The following is a 19,207-nucleotide window of genomic DNA, read 5'->3' on the forward strand; positions in this document are numbered from 1 at the left end:
AATTTAAATTTGAGTACTAATAAAAATATTATTATGAAAAATTTCTCCATACTATTATTCTCTATTCTCTTTTTTTCATGCCAGCAAAAAGAAAATAAGCATGAAAATCCAGAAGCAAATCCAGAGATAGAAAACAAGGAAATAATCACTGAAAAAGCACCAAGAGAGAACACTCAAACGGGCGATACCATTTTCATGAATTATCAGGACGATAAAGGCATGTACACTGCAGAAGGTTCAGTAGACTCTGTGCGCACCAGAATATATATTAAATTTAAAAATGAAAATCCGGGTCAATTAAACGGACAAATTATTCCTGCTGCAGGCAAAGGAAACATTCGGTTTAACCAAATTATTTTTCCGGATAAAAGCTCAGATGGGCCTTTTGGAATGGATTTAAAATTGGATCTTCCACAAAAAGGAAATCATATACTTGTAATTGGACACTCGCAAATGGCAGACAATCCTTATTTTGGAACATTTAAGGTTGAATTAGAAGTTAAGAAATAAGTAATTAATCTTGCTGCCTCTTAAGAAAATAAACATGAAATTATTATTCCTAAAACGCAAAATAGGTGTTGAACTATTTGAAGTATTATTGATTTGTGAAAAAGAATCACTTAACTGATTTGGTGATGTAGATATTCTCTATCTCATCAATTATCTTTAACCCGTCTTCGATTTCCTTCGCGGTCTGGGTCTTTTTTAAATTTGTTTGTGAAGACAAAAATTCTATTTTACTTTTGTAAAAATCTATCTGCTCCAATAAGAATTCAAGTTTTTCTTTTAATAAACTATTCTCAGAAACAAGCATTTTATATTCTAAATCCTTATTATGAGAAGAATTCTGTTCGTTTAAACTTATATATCTCCCAATTTCAATTTTATCAGAAAGCAAATAGTCAAAACTTATTTCAAGCAAATCATGCAGTTTAACAATAAAATCAAGTTTGGGCGTTGTGTCTTTCCTATAATTACGAATATTTGCCTCGCTCGTATTCATCGCTTTTGCGAAGGAACTATTGTTTCCTTTAAATTCCTTAACTGCTATGTCGTCAATCTTTTCATTTATCGTACTCATATAACCAATGTTAAGAAATAATACCAAATGGGTTTGGTACTGGTTTCGAATTTAAGTACAAATTTAAAAAAAATTATGGAATCTCTATAAGGTTTCGAAGTCAGTAAAGACAAAAAAGGAATTTCAAATAATTGAAATTCCTTTTTTTTATCTAAATTCTGGGCAACAGAAATCACTTTACATCATAGTGTTTATACGAATACTAGCTTTTATAAGTGCCAGTGCTGATATTTTTGAAATATGAATATCTTTTGGCTGATGATGTGAATTTTGACTTACCAATTTTACAAATTCTTTTCCCTGTTCTGATTTCTGAACATACTTTACAGTAATATATTCCTCCCAATCGTTAAGTTTAACACTTAAAAGATACATTTCACCAAAAAATACATTTTCAAATTCTGTTTCTTTATACAAAATTATATCTCCTGATTTTAACAGAGGATACATACTATCTCCTGTGACAGAAATAGCTCCGTCACACTTTGGCAGATTCGGAATTTTAATCGTATCTAAAATTCGCTGGGGCTTTCCGCTATTAAATAATTCTTTAAGACCTGCAACAGCTTCAAGATCATACAATGGTATTTCCTGGCTTAAATGCAATGAGTCGATCGTTTTTCTGTCATTATTCATAATTACAATATCTGTTTTATTTTCTTTCAACATTGATCCGTTTCCAGTCAATAGCCATTCGGAATTTATATCCGGAAAGTGATGTAATATTTTACATGCTTTGTCCGTTCCCATATTACTGCTGTTATCTAAAAACTTATTGGAGAATCCTAAATCATTACAGAATTTATATTTACTAATTCCCATATAATCAATGTATTCCTTTATTCTTTCAGTTGATCCCATTGGAAGTGTAATTTTTTACGTTAAAAATTTGTTTTGATGTATTATTTTACATTATATTTGCAAAGTAAAGAAATTAAAACGGAAAAATGAAATATTTTTTCAGATAAAATAACCACTATTAAGTACCAAAAAACATTAATCCTAAATATATAAAAAATGAAAATTAATAAAATTGAAGAAAAAATCGGTGAACTCGAAAACTGGCTGCTCAAAAACCCAAATAGCTCCGAAAGAAATTTAGTTGATTCTGATTTAAAAGAATTAGAAACACTATTAGACGAAAAAAGAAAAACCAGAAGACAAATCCAACAACGTATTGCATTACTTTATTTAGCACTTCAGTTTTGTTCTGAAAAATCGAAAACGTTTACATCCGGGGAAAGAATATGCATCAACCAGGAGCGTTTTCAATGGATGCACATTCTGGAAAACGAAACAGCATCACCCCGACCGGTTTCATCTGTCATAGAAAATAAAATTATAGACATTTCCAAACTGGCTTTGCTATACAACTTCAAACCTTATTACGAAGACCCTCTTAAAGAAGAAACTGAAATCACACTATAATAATTAAAAACAAATACCATGAACACTTCAATTACAAACATTCCGGCTATCGATTTATCTCAGTTTTCTGCACAACAGCTTAAAGAAGCTTTAAGTCAGATAGAAAGTAAAAAAACAGAGGAGAGAGAAACGTATAAAAAGCTGGTTGCAGAAACAATTCCCAAAGCCCTTTCAAAACTTCAAAAAACATCAGAAATGATCCGTAACGTGAAAACAGAAACATTTCAATTATTTGAAACTATCTTAGATTTAAAAAACCAGGTTTATGGTTTTAAAGAAAAACAAATGTCGCACACTTTCTCTAATGATAATGAAGAAATCACAATTGGATACCGCATTAATGAAGGCTGGGACGACACTGTAACGATCGGTATTGAAAAAGTCCAGAATTTCATCTCCTCTCTTTCAACTAGTAAGGAAACTGCTTCATTGGTTAAAATTGTATTTAATCTTCTAAAAAAAGATGCGAAAGGAAACCTAAAAGGCTCAAGAGTTTTGGAATTACAAAAACTAACAAAAGAATTTAATAATGCTGAATTTTCAGATGGTGTGGAAATTATCGCATCATCCTTTAGACCAATTCGTTCAAGCTGGTTTATTGAAGCAAGCACTATTAATAAAAACGGAACCAGAACCAGTATTCCACTTTCTATGTCTTCTGTAGATTTTTTACACGGTTATGCTTTTAATTTTTTTAACCAACAAAACCAACATACAAATGCAGCCTAGTCACGACATCTACACATCGGTACTTTTGGCAATTTTATTAGTTGCAACCAATTTAAAACCTATTTTAATGTTTCAGGAATGGCTGAGCTTTAAAATAAATACAACTTACAAACAATATATAAATGAGCGTAAAAACAAGGCTCATAATTAATCAGGTAAGCAAAATAACACAAAACCACGATTAAACATATCATACCAATTTATAAAGAACAGCTTACTGCAACACTAACATGAAACATTTTAACTTTTAAATAAAAATCAATCCTATGGCAACAACTTAAATACCACAAAAACTTCATCCCATTCTCTAATCATTTATACTTTATCATTATGCCTATCTCAAGTCAAAGAAGTCTCGGAATTCAGAAAAACAAATTACTTAGATATAAACTTATCAAAGAATTATATCAAAAACACAAAACGGAAGACATTCCTACCACCGTTGTGTGGCGTAAATATGTATACCCCGTTTATCCAATATCACGAACTACATTGTATGAAATTCTATGTACTCCAATTACAATAGAATTAAAAAAAATTGAAGAATTAATAGTTAGTCAAAAACTATTATCATAATTCAATATCTAAAAACCAGATTATAAAATCTGAACTCACTTTACCTTACAATACTGTAAACACTTCGTACATTATTGTTTAAAAACCTTGCACTTACTTTTTTAAAATATTATATAATCTCATCTTTACCTTCTCTACCATTTTTAGAAAATGGCAATTTAATCTGAGAAAGATTCGTCTGAAAATTTCACAATGCAAAAAGCCTGTACATTTTACAGGCTTTTGCTATAGTGTAGATTATTTTAAATTTTGAATATATTTTACAAAATGTTAAATAAATAATAATTGAAATATAAAATTCATTGTTGTTCATTTAAAATCTCAAATAATCCATTCGTTAAATTTTAGCTATTTCTCAGAAATCCATTTGAGTGATAATCCATTTTGTGAAAAAATCAAAATTTAGCTTGAGTAAAGCAAAAAAATTTAATAATGAAATTTTTATTAAATGTTAATTTTGAACGGATGTTTTCTAATAGAAAAGAGCATTACGTGAAACCTCAAATTTAGCACCCACAATATTGCGAATTTTACTACTTAACCTATAAACAACATAATCATGCTTACCAAAAAATTAGAGTACATAAAATTATTACGCAAATTATTTCTCGAAGGAAAAATAAGTATTGAATTACTTGAAGCCTTACTTATATCTGAAAAAGAATCATTTAACTAATTACTTTGATTTGAAATTTCGAATAAAGCCCAGTCCCAATCCTGCGTTCAGGGCTTTTTTTACTACTTCTTTAACTTATAAGGAAGTTGTCATCGATCTTGACTCTCTGAAAATTATATCTCTTCTAGCGCATCAATAACACGAAACTAATTTCGAATATTAAATTATACGATTCTGAACTACACATGGTAATTTCGAATTGATAACTGTGCAACATACCTACAATATCTTATATCTCTATTGTTATAAAATTAAATAGTTTCTTAAAGCTACAATCAATATTTATCGAAATATTTTTCGTTTTTATTTGTTTATTCGAAATAACTTTCGATATTTGTTCCGGATCCAAAAATAATTCTTTTAATAATTATTGAACTTAAGAAAAATAAATATTAACAAACCTAAACTGAATTAAATGACAATTTCACAAATAAATGAAAAAATACAAAAGCTCGAAACATGGCTTATTAAAAATCCTGACAGCCAGGAAAGAAGCCTAATTGAATATGACCTGAAAAAATTACGAACTATTTTACAATTAAGAAAAAATGAATAGATCTCAAATTATTGAACGTATCGCGCAACTTTATATCGCTCTTCAATTTTGCTCTGAAAAAATTAAAACGTTTACATCCGGGGAAAGAATATGCATTAATCAGGAACGATTTCAATGGTTACATATTTTGGATAATCCGGAATCAGAGCCACGCAGAATATCGCCTCTATTAGAAAATAAAGTTAAAGATGTTTCAAGACTTGTTATGAAATATGACTTTAAACCCTATTACGCTGATCCCTTTACAGAAGAAAATGAAGATAGAACTATAATAGAAAATTAAAGTTCAAATCAATTACTCATTTACTAATAAATAAAACCAAAAAAACTATGCAACCTAATAATGATATTTACGCTTCTTTGCTTTTGGGCGCTCTTTTAATTGCGACCAATTTAAAACCGATCATAATCTTTCGCGAATGGATCAATTTCAAAATTCATTCCAGCTTTAAACAATATCAAAGTCAGCGCAAAAATAAGCCTAATACATAAATTAGGTTATACAAAGATTTGCATACCCTATACAACACAAGCTTTACCACTAGCTATCAAATAAAAATTCCTGTTTTCATCTAAGCGAGAGAAAACAGGAACTACAAAACGGGCGCTTTCTGCCCTGTTCAAATAACACAAAACCATTTTTTTCCTGAAGTCCCAGCTTTTTAAGCATTGGGAACAGTATTGTCGTGGAAACTGCAGACTTAACTAGACATTGCAGCATAACTTCAGAACGAAGTTCCGGACAGTTGCGACTTTAGGAGAACAGCCATTGATATATTAGGATCAAATGGTTTTGATTATCTGTTATAGTATTAATTATCTAAAACAATTCTTTAATCTTTTACAAATTTATTATGCCAATATCCAATAACAGAAGCCTCGGAATTCAAAAAAATAAACTTTTACGTTACAAGCTCATCAAAGAGTTGTATCAAAAACATAAAACGGAAGATATTCCGACAACTGTGGTCTGGCGTAAATATGTTTATCCTGTCTATCCGATTTCACGCACAACATTGTACGAGATCCTGTGCACTCCCATCACTTCTGAACTAAAAAAAATAGACGAAATGATTCTGAACCAGAATAAAGCTTCATAGCAGAATTGTTCTGCAAAGATGTGCCTTTTTCTATAGTAAAAAAGACTGTTGTTCGTTGTCTGAACAACTGTGTAAAGCTCCAGACTATAAGTGTTTAAGTACCTTGCATTCATTTTTTTTACCTCTTTTTTAAGCTAATCTTTGTACTCTCAAAAGGAAACAACTACAGCAATAAAACAGAAAATTAAGGCCATATTTCTTCAAAAAAATACTTCTCTAAGCTGTTTCCTGAAAACATATTTAACCTAACAACTATTTTTTAAACATTCAAAATGGAACAGTTTCTATACCCCACTCTTACCGCATTTTTTGCGGCATTTATAACCTGGTTTTTCTCGATGAGAAAATCTTTGGCTCAGGACAGAGCCGCCGAACTTGACAACGCAGTAAGCGCCGTAAAATATTACCGCGATCTGCTGGACGATCTTACTGCCAGATTAACCGCTGCTACCAATACGATCAAAAAAATGGAAATACAACATAGAGAGCTCATGTTGGTTAACCAACAATTGGTAGATGAATTACAAAAATTTAAACAACTAAATGGAAAACAGCAATGACACTAGCCGAAAAAACTTTAGAAATTGCCACTGCACAGGTTGGTGTGGAAGAGATGCCAAGAAATAGTAACGCTGGTCCCGAAGTCGAAATTTATCTAAGAAGTGTCGGACTTGCAAAAGGATATCCGTGGTGCATGGCTTTTGTTTACTGGTGTTCTCAGAAAGCCGCATTGCAGTTAGGACTTAAAAATCCTTTAAAGAAAACCGGAGGTGTATTAGATCAGTACAATTCCAGTAAAAGTCTTGTAAAAAAAGAACCTCAGCCCGGAGATGTCTTTATCATCGATTTTAAAAACGGAACAGGACACGCCGGAATTGTTGATAAAGTTGCAGGATCTCTTATCTATACCATCGAAGGAAATACTACTGACATGGGCGGCCGTGAAGGTTACAAAGTTGCCCGAAGAAAAAGAGAGATTAAAAGCATTAAAAGCTTTTTAAGACTCTAAAAAACATACTATAAATCCAATTATAACTTATGATGAATCATCTAAAACGTCTTGTTTTTTTGTTTTTTTCAGTCTTAGTTCTGGTTTCGTGTAAAAGCCCGAAGCCGGTTCTAAGCGAAGAAAAAACCAAAACGATTACTATCAAAGAAACGGTACATGATACTGTTTTTAAAATTCAGAAAGACAGCAGTTCTTTCAAAGCATTATTAGAATGTCAAAACGGAAAAGTAGTTGTTAAGAATGTTACTCAGGCCGAACCAGGGCGTAAATTAAAAAGCCCAAAGGTTCGTCTTGAGAACAACAAACTTAACGTCGACTGCGAACTCAAAGAACAGGAACTCTACGCCCGCTGGAAATCGCAACAGAAAAATGAAACCGAAGTAAAAACGATCAACACCACAAAATTTGTCAATTATTTGACTTTCTGGCAAAAGGTGCAGATCTGGCTGGGGAGGATTTTTCTGGTGGTGCTGGTTTATTATGCTGCCAAACCAATTGCGAGATTCTATAGGCTATTCTAAGTGGCTTGCCATTTTATACAATAATTCATTCTAAAACTTCAATTGAATTTTAGATCTAAAAAACAAACATATGTCAAAAATATTTTTTTTTACGAAGGAAAGTTCAATCCAAACTGATCAGTTAGCTGAGTTAGCCTTTGGACAACTTCCTGATGTGGATAATGTTGAAAAATACAATTTAGATAATAAGTTTTCTGTTACAGAAGGCGCACCAGCTTATGCCATTACAAAATCATTAGTACTAGCAATGCCAACTGCCAATTCATCATTACTAAACATTGCACTGCTGCCACTAAATACTTATGTCAGCGGCTTCCCAATTAAGATGTTCATTTACAGAGGAATTCAAAAGTCTTCTTTGGTTGACAATCTTGAAAATATACCAGAGTCAGATGGCTCCTGGAGTTCAGACAATATTCTTAAAGTAATAAAAGATGTTCAGACCAAGTTAAACACTAAAAACGGTACCAATTTAACTGCTAAGTCCGATTGCTTAGGATTGAATTTTTCATCGCTTCCAGACAGCACTTTTATCGAAAAAATATTTTTTGATGATACGGATAGTTTTCATCCTTTGATTGTTGAGGGAGGATGTCAAATCGGAAAATTTGCCGGAGGATCTAATCTTGCCGGAATTGAGGTAATACTTGATATGATTGGTTATGAACCAACATTAAAACTCTTAATGGCTTCAAGCCATAGTCTTGAAATTCCAAAACTAGTAATTGACAGCGGTTTGAACGAAGTAGAAAAACTCAAATTAAAATTCAATAACCGATTTAAGAAAGAAGAAATTCTAAGCTATCTGGATATTACGGCTTTTTATGGTGCAACAAAAAATCAAGGGCTAAGGGTAAAAGGTGCTGATAACGGAAATGACTTTTTAAGTAGGTTCTATAACAAGAACACTGTTTATATTGACATCAGAGACGATTGGGGCTTTTCATACAATCACTTCTTTAAATTCAAAGATGAGTTAAATGTTGGTTTTTATTCTGCAGACAGTAATGTTAAAGATCCTGTATATTCCCCAATGAATTATTATACCAATTGGCCAATTCTTAAAATTACCAATCAGGTTTATAATAACAGTAAAAAATGGTTTCATATCAAAATACCTATTGGAATTGGCAGCCCTGTAAACGCAAACTTCTTATCATCTTATGTGGGCAAAATTTCAACAGAAGTTGATACGACGCAAAAAAAACATTTTATAATTGCAGATGGTGACGGCAGTAATTCTATACAATTTGAAGAATCTGAAGCAATTAAACTAAAGAACTGGAAATATGGAGATAATAAATTAGGGGCAAATTACTTCCTTCTAAAAAAATCTACAAAAGGAAATGGTAATAATAATGAGTTTCAAAATTTACCATCGATATGGGATAATCTTTTCTCGTTAAAGATGAATAATATTTTTGGGTTTGATGATTTAATTGATGGCGACTTTAGAGTATACAATTACTCCTCTATTAACTCTCCAATAGTTATAGATTCTAAAAGAGGTGAAGCTTACTTACCTGCTTCAGGAATCGCTATCGATAAAAATCATGTGACATTTTTTTCTTATAAAGACGAGGTTGTACATAAAGAAACAACAAGTAAAGCAGATAATCCTGTTGCATTGATTGGTAAAGGCAAATTTAATTTAAAATTTGATACTGCTGATTACGATTACGAAAATACAACACATCCACACATTGGCTTTTTGAATCAAATTGTAAAAACTTCTAAAATTGGAAACTTTGAGCTGAATAAATTCTCAGTTACTGATTCAGAAAGCAACAATACTGTTAGATTTCTTTCATACTCAAGATCTGGAGATTATAGTGAGAATGATATTGTTTTTGAGACTTTTGAAACCATTACTTTCACTCATGAAGAGTATAATGCATTAAAAACATATCAGCAAAATCAAAATAATGAATTTCCTAATCATCCAGCATATGTAAAATGTAAGGAGTATAACTTCACCGAATATTCAAAATTTGCAGTAGAAGAATATACTCTAACATTAGGAGTGCCATTACTAATTGAAAACGAAGACACTTCTCTACTTTATGTTGATATCATTGATTCAATTGATGATATCACATACAATAATTTACCCATTAGCTTCACTAGTGCAGCTGTAGACTAAAATTAAATAATAAAGATTATTAATTATGCCAATATACACATCCAAAAACGCTATAAACAACGTTCCTCTAGCTGAAAAAAATCAAACTAACAATGATGGCGGAGGTAAACTTCACTGTTTACTTTTCCAAGACAATTCCCGTTTAGTAGATATAGCTAGAGGCGGTATAAAAACATCTCCATTAAAAATTGGAGATGAAAATGAAGCTGTTAGATTAGTTAAGGTTGCATTAAATTTTATTGATGAAAGGGATGATCTATACCCTGCATATAATATTTCTGAACTAGATGTGAACTCATATAAATTTGACTTAAATCTAAAAGATGCAATTACTCTCTTTCAAGAAAAGTTTAATATTCCGATTACAAGTGTGATCGATTGTATAACAATACTAAAAATAGATAGTAAATTTCTAGGAGATGAATTTTTCGATGCTCAAAGAAAAAAATATATCGGAAGGTCAAGTAATAAGGAATTTAGTTTCGTACAACAATCTCTTACAAATAATAAATATGAATATACAATCTCATTTCGTGAAAATGACCAACCTATTAAAATTGAATTAGATACAGTTCTTAAAGGAAAAATAGTTCGAAAAGATATTCTTGTTAATGATAAAATAAATATCGATTTATCAAATAAGACCAAAAATGAAATTCTAAATAAACCTGAAGTACAGCAAATATTTTCAAGTTATAATATTGACGGTCAGAATTTTATCGCAATTCTTAATCCCGCAGAAACTAAAGTGCAATACAGTACCGCAAATAGTTATACTAATACTTATATATTAGATTACCCAGAAGAAGAAGAAAACACCCCTCCGTTATTATTTGATGACGAAGATGCCAAATTACATAAAATAGAAGATGGTGACTCTCCTGAAAAAATAATTCTTGATAATTATTATGGAGGTGGCGGTTCCCCAATTATGGATCCGTATAATAACACGGTAATATTTACTCTCCCCGAAAGAAAGGCATTTCCTGCCGCGAAAAGAAAATATGATTCCCGCTTTCAATTTTATCTTAATTTGTTATATTACTATAATTCAGAAGAAAAAGGTTCAAGCGTAAAAGAATGGGGATTAGTAAAAGCTAATGATTATCAAAGGTATCCGGTTAACCATCTAAATGATATAAATATTTTTGAAAATGAATTTTATGAAGATGAGCCAAAAACTGCATTACCCAATTATTATCGTTTTTTAAAAGAAATGGAAAGGTTGAATCCTAATAGTAAAATTGAGTTTGACAGCAATGGGAATACAACTTCGTTTTCAACCATAAAAGGGAAAAACATTAGAATTCCTTCAAGAAAGTTTGCTGATTCTATGTATTATTTTCTAAACTTCAGGCCAAACGAAATGTTAACGCCTGTAACTGTTCCGCCTACTACTCCTAATACTCAACCTACATCGGTTATGGACTATGTTATTGATGAAGTTTTAGATCTTTTTGTTAACAGAGCGGGTACATCTCTTGAGAATATTGTTGAGACTGGTCTAGATTATGTTGACGAAATGGTAGATGACGCAATTGCATTGTATCAGGAAGCTGCAGAGTTTTTTAAAAAAGCATATAATTTTGCTATTGACGTTTTGACTAAATATTGGCCAAGAGGTCTTGGAGGTACTATTGCAATTGGAGGAAGCATCACCTGGGGTATTCCAATTCAAACAAAAGGGAATGTAGAAAGAAGTCTTTCTCGAAAAATGTCCAAAGAAAAAGAATTAATAATTGTCTATAGTACTCAATCAACATTTGGAGTCGGAGCTGATGTAGCAGCCGGAACAAGTCTAGGATTCCATACAGGAGGGCACGGTACCTCCCAGAAAAAATTCGGATTAAATGTAGGTGCAGGTGCAGGAAAATCATATGATATTAAAATTGGTAATGAATATGAATTTCCAGTTAGAAAAGAGGAAACAGCATTATTAACTATGATTATTAATGTTTTCGGAGGAGCAATGGTAAATGCTACAGCTGATGTATTAGAATACTTTGATGTCATAAACTTAAATCCAAGGCAATACTTAACAAAATTTGAAGTTTCCTTCGAAAAAAGCCTTACTGGCTGGGCAGGCGCACAAGTAGGAGTTGATACAGGAAATGGTATAAGTACACCAACACAAAACCAAGATACACCAGCTCAACAAGATAACAATAGAGGTTATGGATTTATAGATAATATTTTCAATAAATTACCCGGTATGGGCGCTACAGGTGAAGCAGCTTTTAAAAGTGGCGTTGCTTTTAGTTATCAGGTAGACTATGGAGACAACCCTTTAACTAAAGATCATTCAGGCAGAGTTTTTAAGACTATCGAGATTGATACAAACTATTATTCCCAAAATACTTTAAGTTTTGGACTATTGGGTGGCTTTCTAAAAAAATTATTTATAAAATTACTTCCTGGAGCAGACTTGGTAGGAGCCTTTTTTAATGCAATCTCATTTGATAAGGGAACGATGTTTGGCGTCAAATATAAATTAGATAGAATTGACTCTGCTGATTCTCTAGGTCCTGGTGATTTCGATTTTACTGGTCAAAATGTCATTGTCGATACCCTTAGTGGTCATTCTATAAAATATTCTAGCCCAGGAGAAAAGGTAATCAAACAAATTTCATTGTACTATAGCACTTTTACAGGGGATGTTAATTCTCTTTGTCAGCCTGGTACCGAAATAAAATACAACTTTAATGTCGGTACTCTTTATCAGATGATTAAAGATAGGGAAACTTACGATTATAACTTTGAAAACGTTTTATCATTATTTAGAAGTATAGAATTTCACAAAAAAGTTGGTGCTTTAAATATTAACACAGGACAAACCAAACTTGTCCGAGTAAAAATGCCTGACAAAAGCCTTACTGGTCAAATTGTGGGTGCGCATAGAGGTACTGCAAAACCTGAAGCCGAATTAATCTCTAGAATGTTAGAACAATCTTTAAAATTAAGCAAATCAAATACATTTTTTGAAGGAGGATTAGCAATTGATGTAAAAATGGAACTAGAAACAAATCTAGTAGCTAAAGCAATAAAATTTTATCTAAAAAAACTCAATTATAAGTATGTCACTTTAAACACTCCTGCTCAAAGAAAAACATTCGAAGATAAACTAGAAGAAAAAAGACGTCAAATTCATAATATAATTAAAGAAAAAGAGAAAGAGAAAGTTAATCCAAATGCCACCGAAAATCAAACAGTAGCTGCATTAGGAGCTGATTATTATGAAAAACTTTTTGATGATAATAAATCAGGAATCTATCCAGGCACTAGTATTGTAGGTTTAAATGCTGAAATGGATAAATATATAAAATTGGCACCTCCAGTAAATTATGTTACTGCCTTACTAAGATTTTTAAAGGGTCTTAATCATTTTGACCTCTATCTTAATAATAAAAAACCATCACGTGGGACAGATCTTGATTATGGAATAACTAAAATTATCGATTATTTTAATTTTATTGCTACTTTAGCACAACTTGATGTAACATTAGAAGCAAAAGCTGGTGCCAGCTTTGGAGGAACCGTAAAAGCAGGGGAAGGAGCAACTATCGGTGCAACACTTGAAGCATTGGCTGAAATAAACTATCAAGCCCAATTATATAAAAATGGAAATTTAACATTTTTAGACCCGGAAGATCCTTTACGAATTACTTACGAAAAAATACGTGGTTTGTTAGGTTATCAAAAAGAAAGCAAACGTATTGCAGCAAAAACAGTATTGCAGACCTTAAAATAATAATTATGAAGAAAACATTTTATTTTATTTTCATTTATTTAACATTATTCTCAACAACATTTTTAAACGGGCAGAATTCAAACAGGTATAATCTATTTTATTCTGAAAAAAATGAAATAAATTTAAAAGGTTCTGTAAAATCAGCTCATACATTCTACTCCAAAATCAATGAAAATCTTCCAAAAAATATTAAAAATGCTATCCAATTAAATAATGGTGCTCCTTGGGTTTACCCATATTTAGAGCTTTATAAAAATGGCTCTCAAAAAATCGCTGTAAATGGGATTCCAAATTTTGGCTTAACAAATCTTTCTTTGAAGGAGGTTAATGTTAATTATTCTAATTATGATAGCAAAGACCTTGAAAAAAAAGAAAGCAAAAAAACGGTTTATAAAAAGTATCCCCAAAATAGTGATTATTATTTACTATTAAAGCCAAATGTTGATAAGTATACCTTTTCTAAGTATTTAGATTCTACAGGAACAAATGAAGTATATCAGAAAGATTTAATCCAAAGTCTATATGTTTATCAATATGATAATAAAGGAAGAATAAAAGAAGAATTAGAATATGTTTTAGACCCTATAGATTCTGTACCCCTAAAAAAATATAATGTTCAATACTTTGATATTAAAATATTATTCTTTTACAACGAAAAAGACCAGGTTATAAGCCAAAAAATTGTTTCCGGCCCAGAGAATGAGGAACAAATAAAATCTTATTCTTTTAATGCATTAAATACCGAATATGAATTTTGTAGTGATTTACAATTGAAGTATAAATACGATAACCAAGGTCGTATGACTCAAGCATTGTTTTATGGAGATGGCGAAACTATATCTAAAGAAGATTATATCTATCATTCTACAAAAGATTATGTAGAAAAAGTAAAATATTATGTCACAGGGCCAGGAGAAATTTCTAGTCCTACAAGGAACTTTCTAAAAACATTTAACGAACAAGGTGATATAATTGAAAAAGAATTTATTCCTAATTATCCTGAACAAAATCTTGATGTTAAAAAACTCTACTATACCTACGAATACGACAGCCATAACAACTGGATAAAATGCAACATGTTTCTTGAAGGAACCCCAGATGGAGAACCCACTTTGGTTGCCGAAAGAAAAATCGAATACTACAATTAGTTTTTTTACAAAACACTATCTCAATTACTGCGCTTACGTTTTAGGCGCAGTAAAAGATAGTTTTATACTTCATTAAACAGACATATTATCTGACAATTCATTCTACATAAGTAGATTCCTAAAATCTCATCCGTTGAGATCAAATTGATATTGGAAGTTCTCCAAAAATCAAACCATTTCCTACTCTCAATATTTTTATTGTTGAGTAAAAAATCGCTTTTGCTCTTCTTCAAGGGCTCTCTTTTTACTTTGCAAAAGGTAAGTTGTCCACTTTCTGTACAACTTTGTCAAGTATCAAAATACAAGTGTTCAACGACCTTGCAGTTGTTTTTTTTAGCACTTTTTTTTGTAAATCTTTGCAATGTCAAAAAGTAATAAGACTCTAATAAAGAGCATCCTGCATTCAAAAACTACTTCTAAACAGAGTAGTGAAAAATTCAAAAAATACTTTTCGAAATTATTATTGTCCTCTTTTTTAAGTAAGGAATACAGAGTATTCATGTCTTTTCAAAAAGAAAATTATCCTGCTGAGACAGAAGACAAATTTTGAATAGTGATCTACAAACCACTAACAAAGAAATAAATTTAAAAATATGTCAAATCAAATAATGCACCCGTCATTAAGCCAGTTATTACCATTGGACAAGATTCCAAATGAGTTAGAGGCGATTAGAGATGCACTTGCCAGTCTTTTTGATTCTGTTTATGTCAAAAATCTTATTGCTAGTCAGAGTTACGATAACTCTTCTGGTTTTTACAGCATGACATTGACCACATACAATTCACTTGGGCTGGATATTCCGCTTGCTCAGGATTTAAAACTGGTTTTAAATCCTACTGTAGATGGTAATACCGAAATTCCTATCAGCTTTGATTACTCCTGGATTATTCTAAAATATATTAATGACTTCAATTTTGAATCATTTGATAATGCTGTCGAATCTGTATTGCGCATCCTTTTTGAATTGGCAGAAATAAATGAAAAAACATTTTTAAATGAGGTTATCAATACCTTCTATCCGGGAGCAAATGCACTTGTAGACTTTGTTAATCAATTTAATAGTGTTCATACAGACGCATTAACAACTTTAAGCGACAGTAATGCCTCATTTGATAATCAGTTAGAACATTTGTCTCAGCAGATAGGAAGTTTAGACATTGACTTGCTAAAATTTGCTTATGATAGTCTTCTAAATGTAGGAAATGAAGGATTAGATCGTTTGAAAATATTATTTGCCCGCTATTTCGACAATATTGAAAAAAACATCAAAGAAGCCCTGACTCTTCAGTTTAGAATGGCTATAAATGAAATAAGCGTTGGATTGCAATTTCCTCATAAATGGTTACAGCCTGTTTACACCGGAACTGAAAGTGTTGATGGACTGGAACTTGATGAACCATTACCGGAAAACTATTTTAGCTACCTAAAATTTGATGTAGGAAGTTTAGAATATTCCTCGAATCGCGGATTTATCTTTAATAATATTTCAAGTTTTAGTTTAAACAGATCTATGATCGGAAACACTGGATTAATCGCAGAGTTTTCAGGATTAAAAGTAGATTTAAGCAGAGATAAAAATATAGCCGAAGCCGATGCAGATGGCAGAGGTTCAGCATTTAGAGGTGTGTACGCTGAAAAGGCCGCAATAAAATTACCTGAAAAATGGTTTAACAAAGAGAATGATGCCACATTACAAATTACCGGTAAACAATTATTAATTGGTACTGAAGGTGGAATCTCAGGAACAATCGGATTAGAATCTCTAATTGTTGGTAATCCCGTTGGAGAAACAGATTACATGTGGTTTAAATTGGCAAAAAGTTTCAGGGTTGGTTTTAACAAATTTGATATTTCTTTTAAACAAAATAGAGTAATCTCATCAAACATCAAGGGTGCAATAGAAATTAATAAACTAAAATTTCCTGAAGACCATCCATTAAAAGGAAAACCTTTTCATGTTGATATCGAAGGCCACTTATACGACGACGGAGATTTTAACTTAACCGCTTCTTTTGATAAAGCAAATGAACCAAAAGCGAACTTATTTGATTTAGTAAACTTCGACTTCCACAGTTTTGAACTAGGCAAACAAGATGAAGATTATTATATAGGAACTTCTTGTTACGTTTCTTTCCCTGAAGGAACATTAATAAACCGATTAACCAAAGGCCAAGGTTTTGACGTAGAAAAACTACGTATTTACAGCGATGGAAATATTGAAGTTGAGGGTGGTTCTATACCGATTCCGATTAGTTTATCTGTAAATCTTGGACCTGTCCAGATGGCCGTAAGCAATATCAACTTTGGTTCTACTCAAATTAACGGACGTAAATATAATTTCTGGGGATTTGATGGCGCGATCAGTGTCAATCCTTTAGGGTTAGATGCACGTGGTGAAGGAGTTAAATACTACTACTCTACAGATGATGGCCCAAAAGATTCATTCTTAAGAATTCAGACTATTGAAGTCGATTTGATGATTCCGGGAACGGCTACAGAAGAATCGGCTATGGCGATTATTCATGGTATGATTTCACTTCCTCAGCCTGGAGTTTCACCGGAATTTATGGGTGAGGTTTCCTTAAAATTACCGAAAGCAAAAATCACAGGAAGTGTAGGAATGCGTTTTGCGCCTAAATACCCAGCATTCTTAGTAGATGCAAGTATTGAATTACCAACTGGTATTCCGCTTGGATTTATTTCTATTACCGGTTTTAGAGGTTTATTAGGATTCAGATATGTGGCAACTAAACAGGCTGCCGGATTAACAACAGATAATTCCTGGTACGAATTCTACAAACATCCTAAAGCGGGTATTAATATTCGTAAATTCAGCGGTCCGCCCGACTCTATGCAGTATAAATCACCATTTTCTATTGGTGCGGGTGCAACTTTTGAAACAACGGGAGGAACTATTCTGACACTTCGGGCGATGTTGTTACTTTCTCTTCCGACCTTATTTTACATCGAAGCCGGATTAAGCGTTCTGAGTGATCGTTTAGGACCAATTGAAAAAGATCAGAGTACTCCCCCATTCTTTGCCATGGTTGCCTTTGGTGATGATTCGCTTGAAATGGCTGCAGGAGCCGATTTCCAGATGCCTAAAACAGGTGGCGAAATAATTCAGTTACATGCTTTATTAGAAGCTGGTTTCTTTTTCAAAAATCAGAAACCATGGTATATCAATCTTGGATCTAAAAAAGATCCTATTGTGGCGAGAATCCTGACTTTATTTACTGCTAAAGCATTCCTTATGCTTTCTGCCCAGGGAATTGAAGCCGGTGCCAGATTAGACTTTAAACTGCAAAAAAGTTTTGGACCTGCTAAAGTCAAATTATGGGCTTACTTAGAAATGGGTGGGAAAATTTCATTCAAACGTCCTCAAATGGGTGGTTATATTGCTGCAGGAGGAGGAATTCAGATTAAAATCTGGATCATCAATGTCGAAATTGTTCTCGATACTATCTTCTCTGTCGAATCTTTCAAACCATTCCTTATTTATGCAAAACTGGAATTAAGTGTTCGTGTAAAAATTGCCTTTGTAAGAGTTCGTAAAACATTTCTGATTGAGCTTCAGTGGGACATTAACAGAATTGTTGACCGTACGCCTTACAGTCCTCTTCCTATGGGAACATTCGGAGATGTTAACGACAACAGAACAGCTGAGTCTGTAAAAGGGGTACACATGCTTACGAATGAAGCATATTTGCTTAATTATTTTTCAAATGAACCTCTTAATGCAGATGGAATTTCCAGCGTAATTCCTTTAGATACGTTTATCGATATTAAAATGGCTAAGGGGGTTTTACCTAACAAAAGTCTGAATAAAGTAATCGGCGGTTATACCGCAGATGCTAAAAACTACACGGATATGATGCCTCCTGAAGGAATATCTAAAGCAGGCAGAAAACTTCGTCAGGTAAAACATGAATATGCAATTGAATCGATTGGATTAAAATCCTGGAACGAAAAGACAAATAAATGGGTACCCTATCATCCTTTTGAAGCGGTTACTCCAGAAGATTCCAGAGGACTCGTAAGTAATTTACCCTGGGCACAATGGCAAAAAGTAATTGATCAGTATGATAGTATTCGAGTACTGGCAACCAATCCGTTCTCTTATTTGAGCGCGGGTGAACCTGGCTGGCATGTTCCGGAACAATTCGGAATTACTCCTTCAAAATTATTCTGTATCTCAGATCAAATTGAAGAGGAATCTGTGAATTTCTTAAATAAAAAAATTGGAAAACGTTATTACGTACCAACGCAATATGGAGCAGATAAAATCAATGGCTTGTTTTTTAAACTGGTTGGAGAAGCTCCGGAAATTGTAGACGGAAAACTTATTGATGGTGATTTTATGAGCATCACGGGCGAAAGGAATCCGTTTGGTTTTAGAAGATCTTAATCATTCAAAAACTATGATAAGTTAGAAATTATCTTCCCTGAAGGAGCTATTGAACCTTCTTTAAAAATTACAACGCATGCAAA

General features: G+C 32.4%; 16 protein-coding genes. 14 read left to right on the top strand and 2 right to left on the bottom strand.

The window, feature by feature from the left end; all coding sequences use genetic code 11:
- The first annotated feature begins 33 nt into the window (after window positions 1–33).
- Entirely contained in the window at window positions 34–510 is a 477-nt protein-coding gene (locus ABEB31_RS00850) for a hypothetical protein (protein WP_347049391.1), read from the top strand.
- Window positions 511–616: 106 nt separating this feature from the next.
- Here the strand turns inward: ABEB31_RS00850 and ABEB31_RS00855 are convergent, their stop codons facing one another.
- Both ABEB31_RS00855 and ABEB31_RS00860 read right to left on the bottom strand, forming a co-directional pair.
- Window positions 617–1,081 carry a hypothetical protein gene (locus ABEB31_RS00855; RefSeq protein WP_347049393.1) on the bottom strand — a complete coding sequence of 155 codons (465 nt, stop codon included), beginning with the start codon at window positions 1,079–1,081 and terminating at the stop codon, window positions 617–619.
- Between the two features lie 177 nt (window positions 1,082–1,258).
- Window positions 1,259–1,942, bottom strand: a complete 684-nt coding sequence (locus ABEB31_RS00860; protein ID WP_347049394.1) for a S24 family peptidase — start codon at window positions 1,940–1,942, stop codon at window positions 1,259–1,261.
- 156 nt (window positions 1,943–2,098) lie between these two features.
- Here ABEB31_RS00860 and ABEB31_RS00865 point away from each other — a divergent pair, with 156 nt between their 5' ends.
- The 13 genes from ABEB31_RS00865 (at window position 2,099) to ABEB31_RS00925 (ending at window position 19,124) form a co-directional block, all read left to right on the top strand.
- Window positions 2,099–2,509 carry a hypothetical protein gene (locus ABEB31_RS00865; RefSeq protein ID WP_347049395.1) on the top strand — a complete coding sequence of 137 codons (411 nt, stop codon included), beginning with the start codon at window positions 2,099–2,101 and terminating at the stop codon, window positions 2,507–2,509.
- 18 nt (window positions 2,510–2,527) lie between these two features.
- Window positions 2,528–3,238: a DUF3164 family protein gene (locus ABEB31_RS00870; RefSeq protein WP_347049396.1), complete on the top strand. Its 711-nt coding sequence runs from the start codon at window positions 2,528–2,530 to the stop codon at window positions 3,236–3,238.
- Window positions 3,228–3,389: a hypothetical protein gene (locus tag ABEB31_RS00875; protein ID WP_347049397.1), complete on the top strand. Its 162-nt coding sequence runs from the start codon at window positions 3,228–3,230 to the stop codon at window positions 3,387–3,389. The genes ABEB31_RS00870 and ABEB31_RS00875 overlap by 11 nt, the downstream gene beginning before the upstream one ends.
- Window positions 3,390–4,905: 1,516 nt before the next feature.
- On the top strand, window positions 4,906–5,046 hold the full coding sequence (locus tag ABEB31_RS00880) for a hypothetical protein (RefSeq protein ID WP_347049399.1): 141 nt from the start codon (window positions 4,906–4,908) through the stop codon (window positions 5,044–5,046).
- The gene (locus ABEB31_RS00885) at window positions 5,039–5,329 is read left to right on the top strand and encodes a hypothetical protein (protein WP_347049401.1); all 291 of its coding nucleotides are present in this window, start codon (window positions 5,039–5,041) and stop codon (window positions 5,327–5,329) included. The genes ABEB31_RS00880 and ABEB31_RS00885 overlap by 8 nt, the downstream gene beginning before the upstream one ends.
- 571 nt (window positions 5,330–5,900) lie before the next feature.
- The gene (locus ABEB31_RS00890; protein WP_347049403.1) at window positions 5,901–6,146 is read left to right on the top strand and encodes a hypothetical protein; all 246 of its coding nucleotides are present in this window, start codon (window positions 5,901–5,903) and stop codon (window positions 6,144–6,146) included.
- Window positions 6,147–6,418: 272 nt separating this feature from the next.
- Window positions 6,419–6,706: a hypothetical protein gene (locus ABEB31_RS00895; RefSeq protein ID WP_347049405.1), complete on the top strand. Its 288-nt coding sequence runs from the start codon at window positions 6,419–6,421 to the stop codon at window positions 6,704–6,706.
- The gene (locus ABEB31_RS00900) at window positions 6,703–7,155 is read left to right on the top strand and encodes a CHAP domain-containing protein (protein WP_347049407.1); all 453 of its coding nucleotides are present in this window, start codon (window positions 6,703–6,705) and stop codon (window positions 7,153–7,155) included. The genes ABEB31_RS00895 and ABEB31_RS00900 overlap by 4 nt, the downstream gene beginning before the upstream one ends.
- 29 nt (window positions 7,156–7,184) lie before the next feature.
- Entirely contained in the window at window positions 7,185–7,676 is a 492-nt protein-coding gene (locus ABEB31_RS00905; protein ID WP_347049408.1) for a hypothetical protein, read from the top strand.
- 70 nt (window positions 7,677–7,746) lie between these two features.
- A complete protein-coding gene (locus tag ABEB31_RS00910; RefSeq protein ID WP_347049409.1) occupies window positions 7,747–9,819 on the top strand; it encodes a hypothetical protein in 2,073 nt (690 codons plus the stop codon).
- A 25-nt stretch (window positions 9,820–9,844) separates the two neighbouring features.
- Window positions 9,845–13,567, top strand: a complete 3,723-nt coding sequence (locus tag ABEB31_RS00915) for a hypothetical protein (RefSeq protein WP_347049410.1) — start codon at window positions 9,845–9,847, stop codon at window positions 13,565–13,567.
- Between the two features lie 5 nt (window positions 13,568–13,572).
- Window positions 13,573–14,715 carry a hypothetical protein gene (locus ABEB31_RS00920; protein WP_347049412.1) on the top strand — a complete coding sequence of 381 codons (1,143 nt, stop codon included), beginning with the start codon at window positions 13,573–13,575 and terminating at the stop codon, window positions 14,713–14,715.
- Window positions 14,716–15,308: 593 nt separating this feature from the next.
- Complete coding sequence (locus tag ABEB31_RS00925; protein ID WP_347049413.1) at window positions 15,309–19,124, top strand: hypothetical protein; 3,816 nt, start codon at window positions 15,309–15,311, stop codon at window positions 19,122–19,124.
- The last annotated feature ends 83 nt before the right edge of the window (window positions 19,125–19,207 follow it).

Origin of the sequence: Flavobacterium olei, assembly GCF_039749035.1 — a bacterium.
Classification (GTDB): domain Bacteria; phylum Bacteroidota; class Bacteroidia; order Flavobacteriales; family Flavobacteriaceae; genus Flavobacterium; species Flavobacterium olei.

Excerpts from the sequence above, each read along its gene's own strand:
- ABEB31_RS00865 (WP_347049395.1), top strand. The coding sequence starts at position 2,099 with ATGAAAATTAATAAAATTGAAGAAAAAATCGGTGAACTCGAAAACTGG.
- ABEB31_RS00850 (WP_347049391.1), top strand. The coding sequence starts at position 34 with ATGAAAAATTTCTCCATACTATTATTCTCTATTCTCTTTTTTTCATGC.
- ABEB31_RS00905 (WP_347049408.1), top strand. The coding sequence starts at position 7,185 with ATGATGAATCATCTAAAACGTCTTGTTTTTTTGTTTTTTTCAGTCTTA.
- ABEB31_RS00870 (WP_347049396.1), top strand. The coding sequence starts at position 2,528 with ATGAACACTTCAATTACAAACATTCCGGCTATCGATTTATCTCAGTTT.
- ABEB31_RS00900 (WP_347049407.1), top strand. The coding sequence starts at position 6,703 with ATGACACTAGCCGAAAAAACTTTAGAAATTGCCACTGCACAGGTTGGT.
- ABEB31_RS00915 (WP_347049410.1), top strand. The coding sequence starts at position 9,845 with ATGCCAATATACACATCCAAAAACGCTATAAACAACGTTCCTCTAGCT.
- ABEB31_RS00875 (WP_347049397.1), top strand. The coding sequence starts at position 3,228 with ATGCAGCCTAGTCACGACATCTACACATCGGTACTTTTGGCAATTTTA.
- ABEB31_RS00895 (WP_347049405.1), top strand. The coding sequence starts at position 6,419 with ATGGAACAGTTTCTATACCCCACTCTTACCGCATTTTTTGCGGCATTT.
- ABEB31_RS00920 (WP_347049412.1), top strand. The coding sequence starts at position 13,573 with ATGAAGAAAACATTTTATTTTATTTTCATTTATTTAACATTATTCTCA.
- ABEB31_RS00910 (WP_347049409.1), top strand. The coding sequence starts at position 7,747 with ATGTCAAAAATATTTTTTTTTACGAAGGAAAGTTCAATCCAAACTGAT.
- ABEB31_RS00880 (WP_347049399.1), top strand. The coding sequence starts at position 4,906 with ATGACAATTTCACAAATAAATGAAAAAATACAAAAGCTCGAAACATGG.
- ABEB31_RS00885 (WP_347049401.1), top strand. The coding sequence starts at position 5,039 with ATGAATAGATCTCAAATTATTGAACGTATCGCGCAACTTTATATCGCT.
- ABEB31_RS00890 (WP_347049403.1), top strand. The coding sequence starts at position 5,901 with ATGCCAATATCCAATAACAGAAGCCTCGGAATTCAAAAAAATAAACTT.
- ABEB31_RS00860 (WP_347049394.1), bottom strand. The coding sequence starts at position 1,942 with ATGGGATCAACTGAAAGAATAAAGGAATACATTGATTATATGGGAATT.
- ABEB31_RS00925 (WP_347049413.1), top strand. The coding sequence starts at position 15,309 with ATGTCAAATCAAATAATGCACCCGTCATTAAGCCAGTTATTACCATTG.
- ABEB31_RS00855 (WP_347049393.1), bottom strand. The coding sequence starts at position 1,081 with ATGAGTACGATAAATGAAAAGATTGACGACATAGCAGTTAAGGAATTT.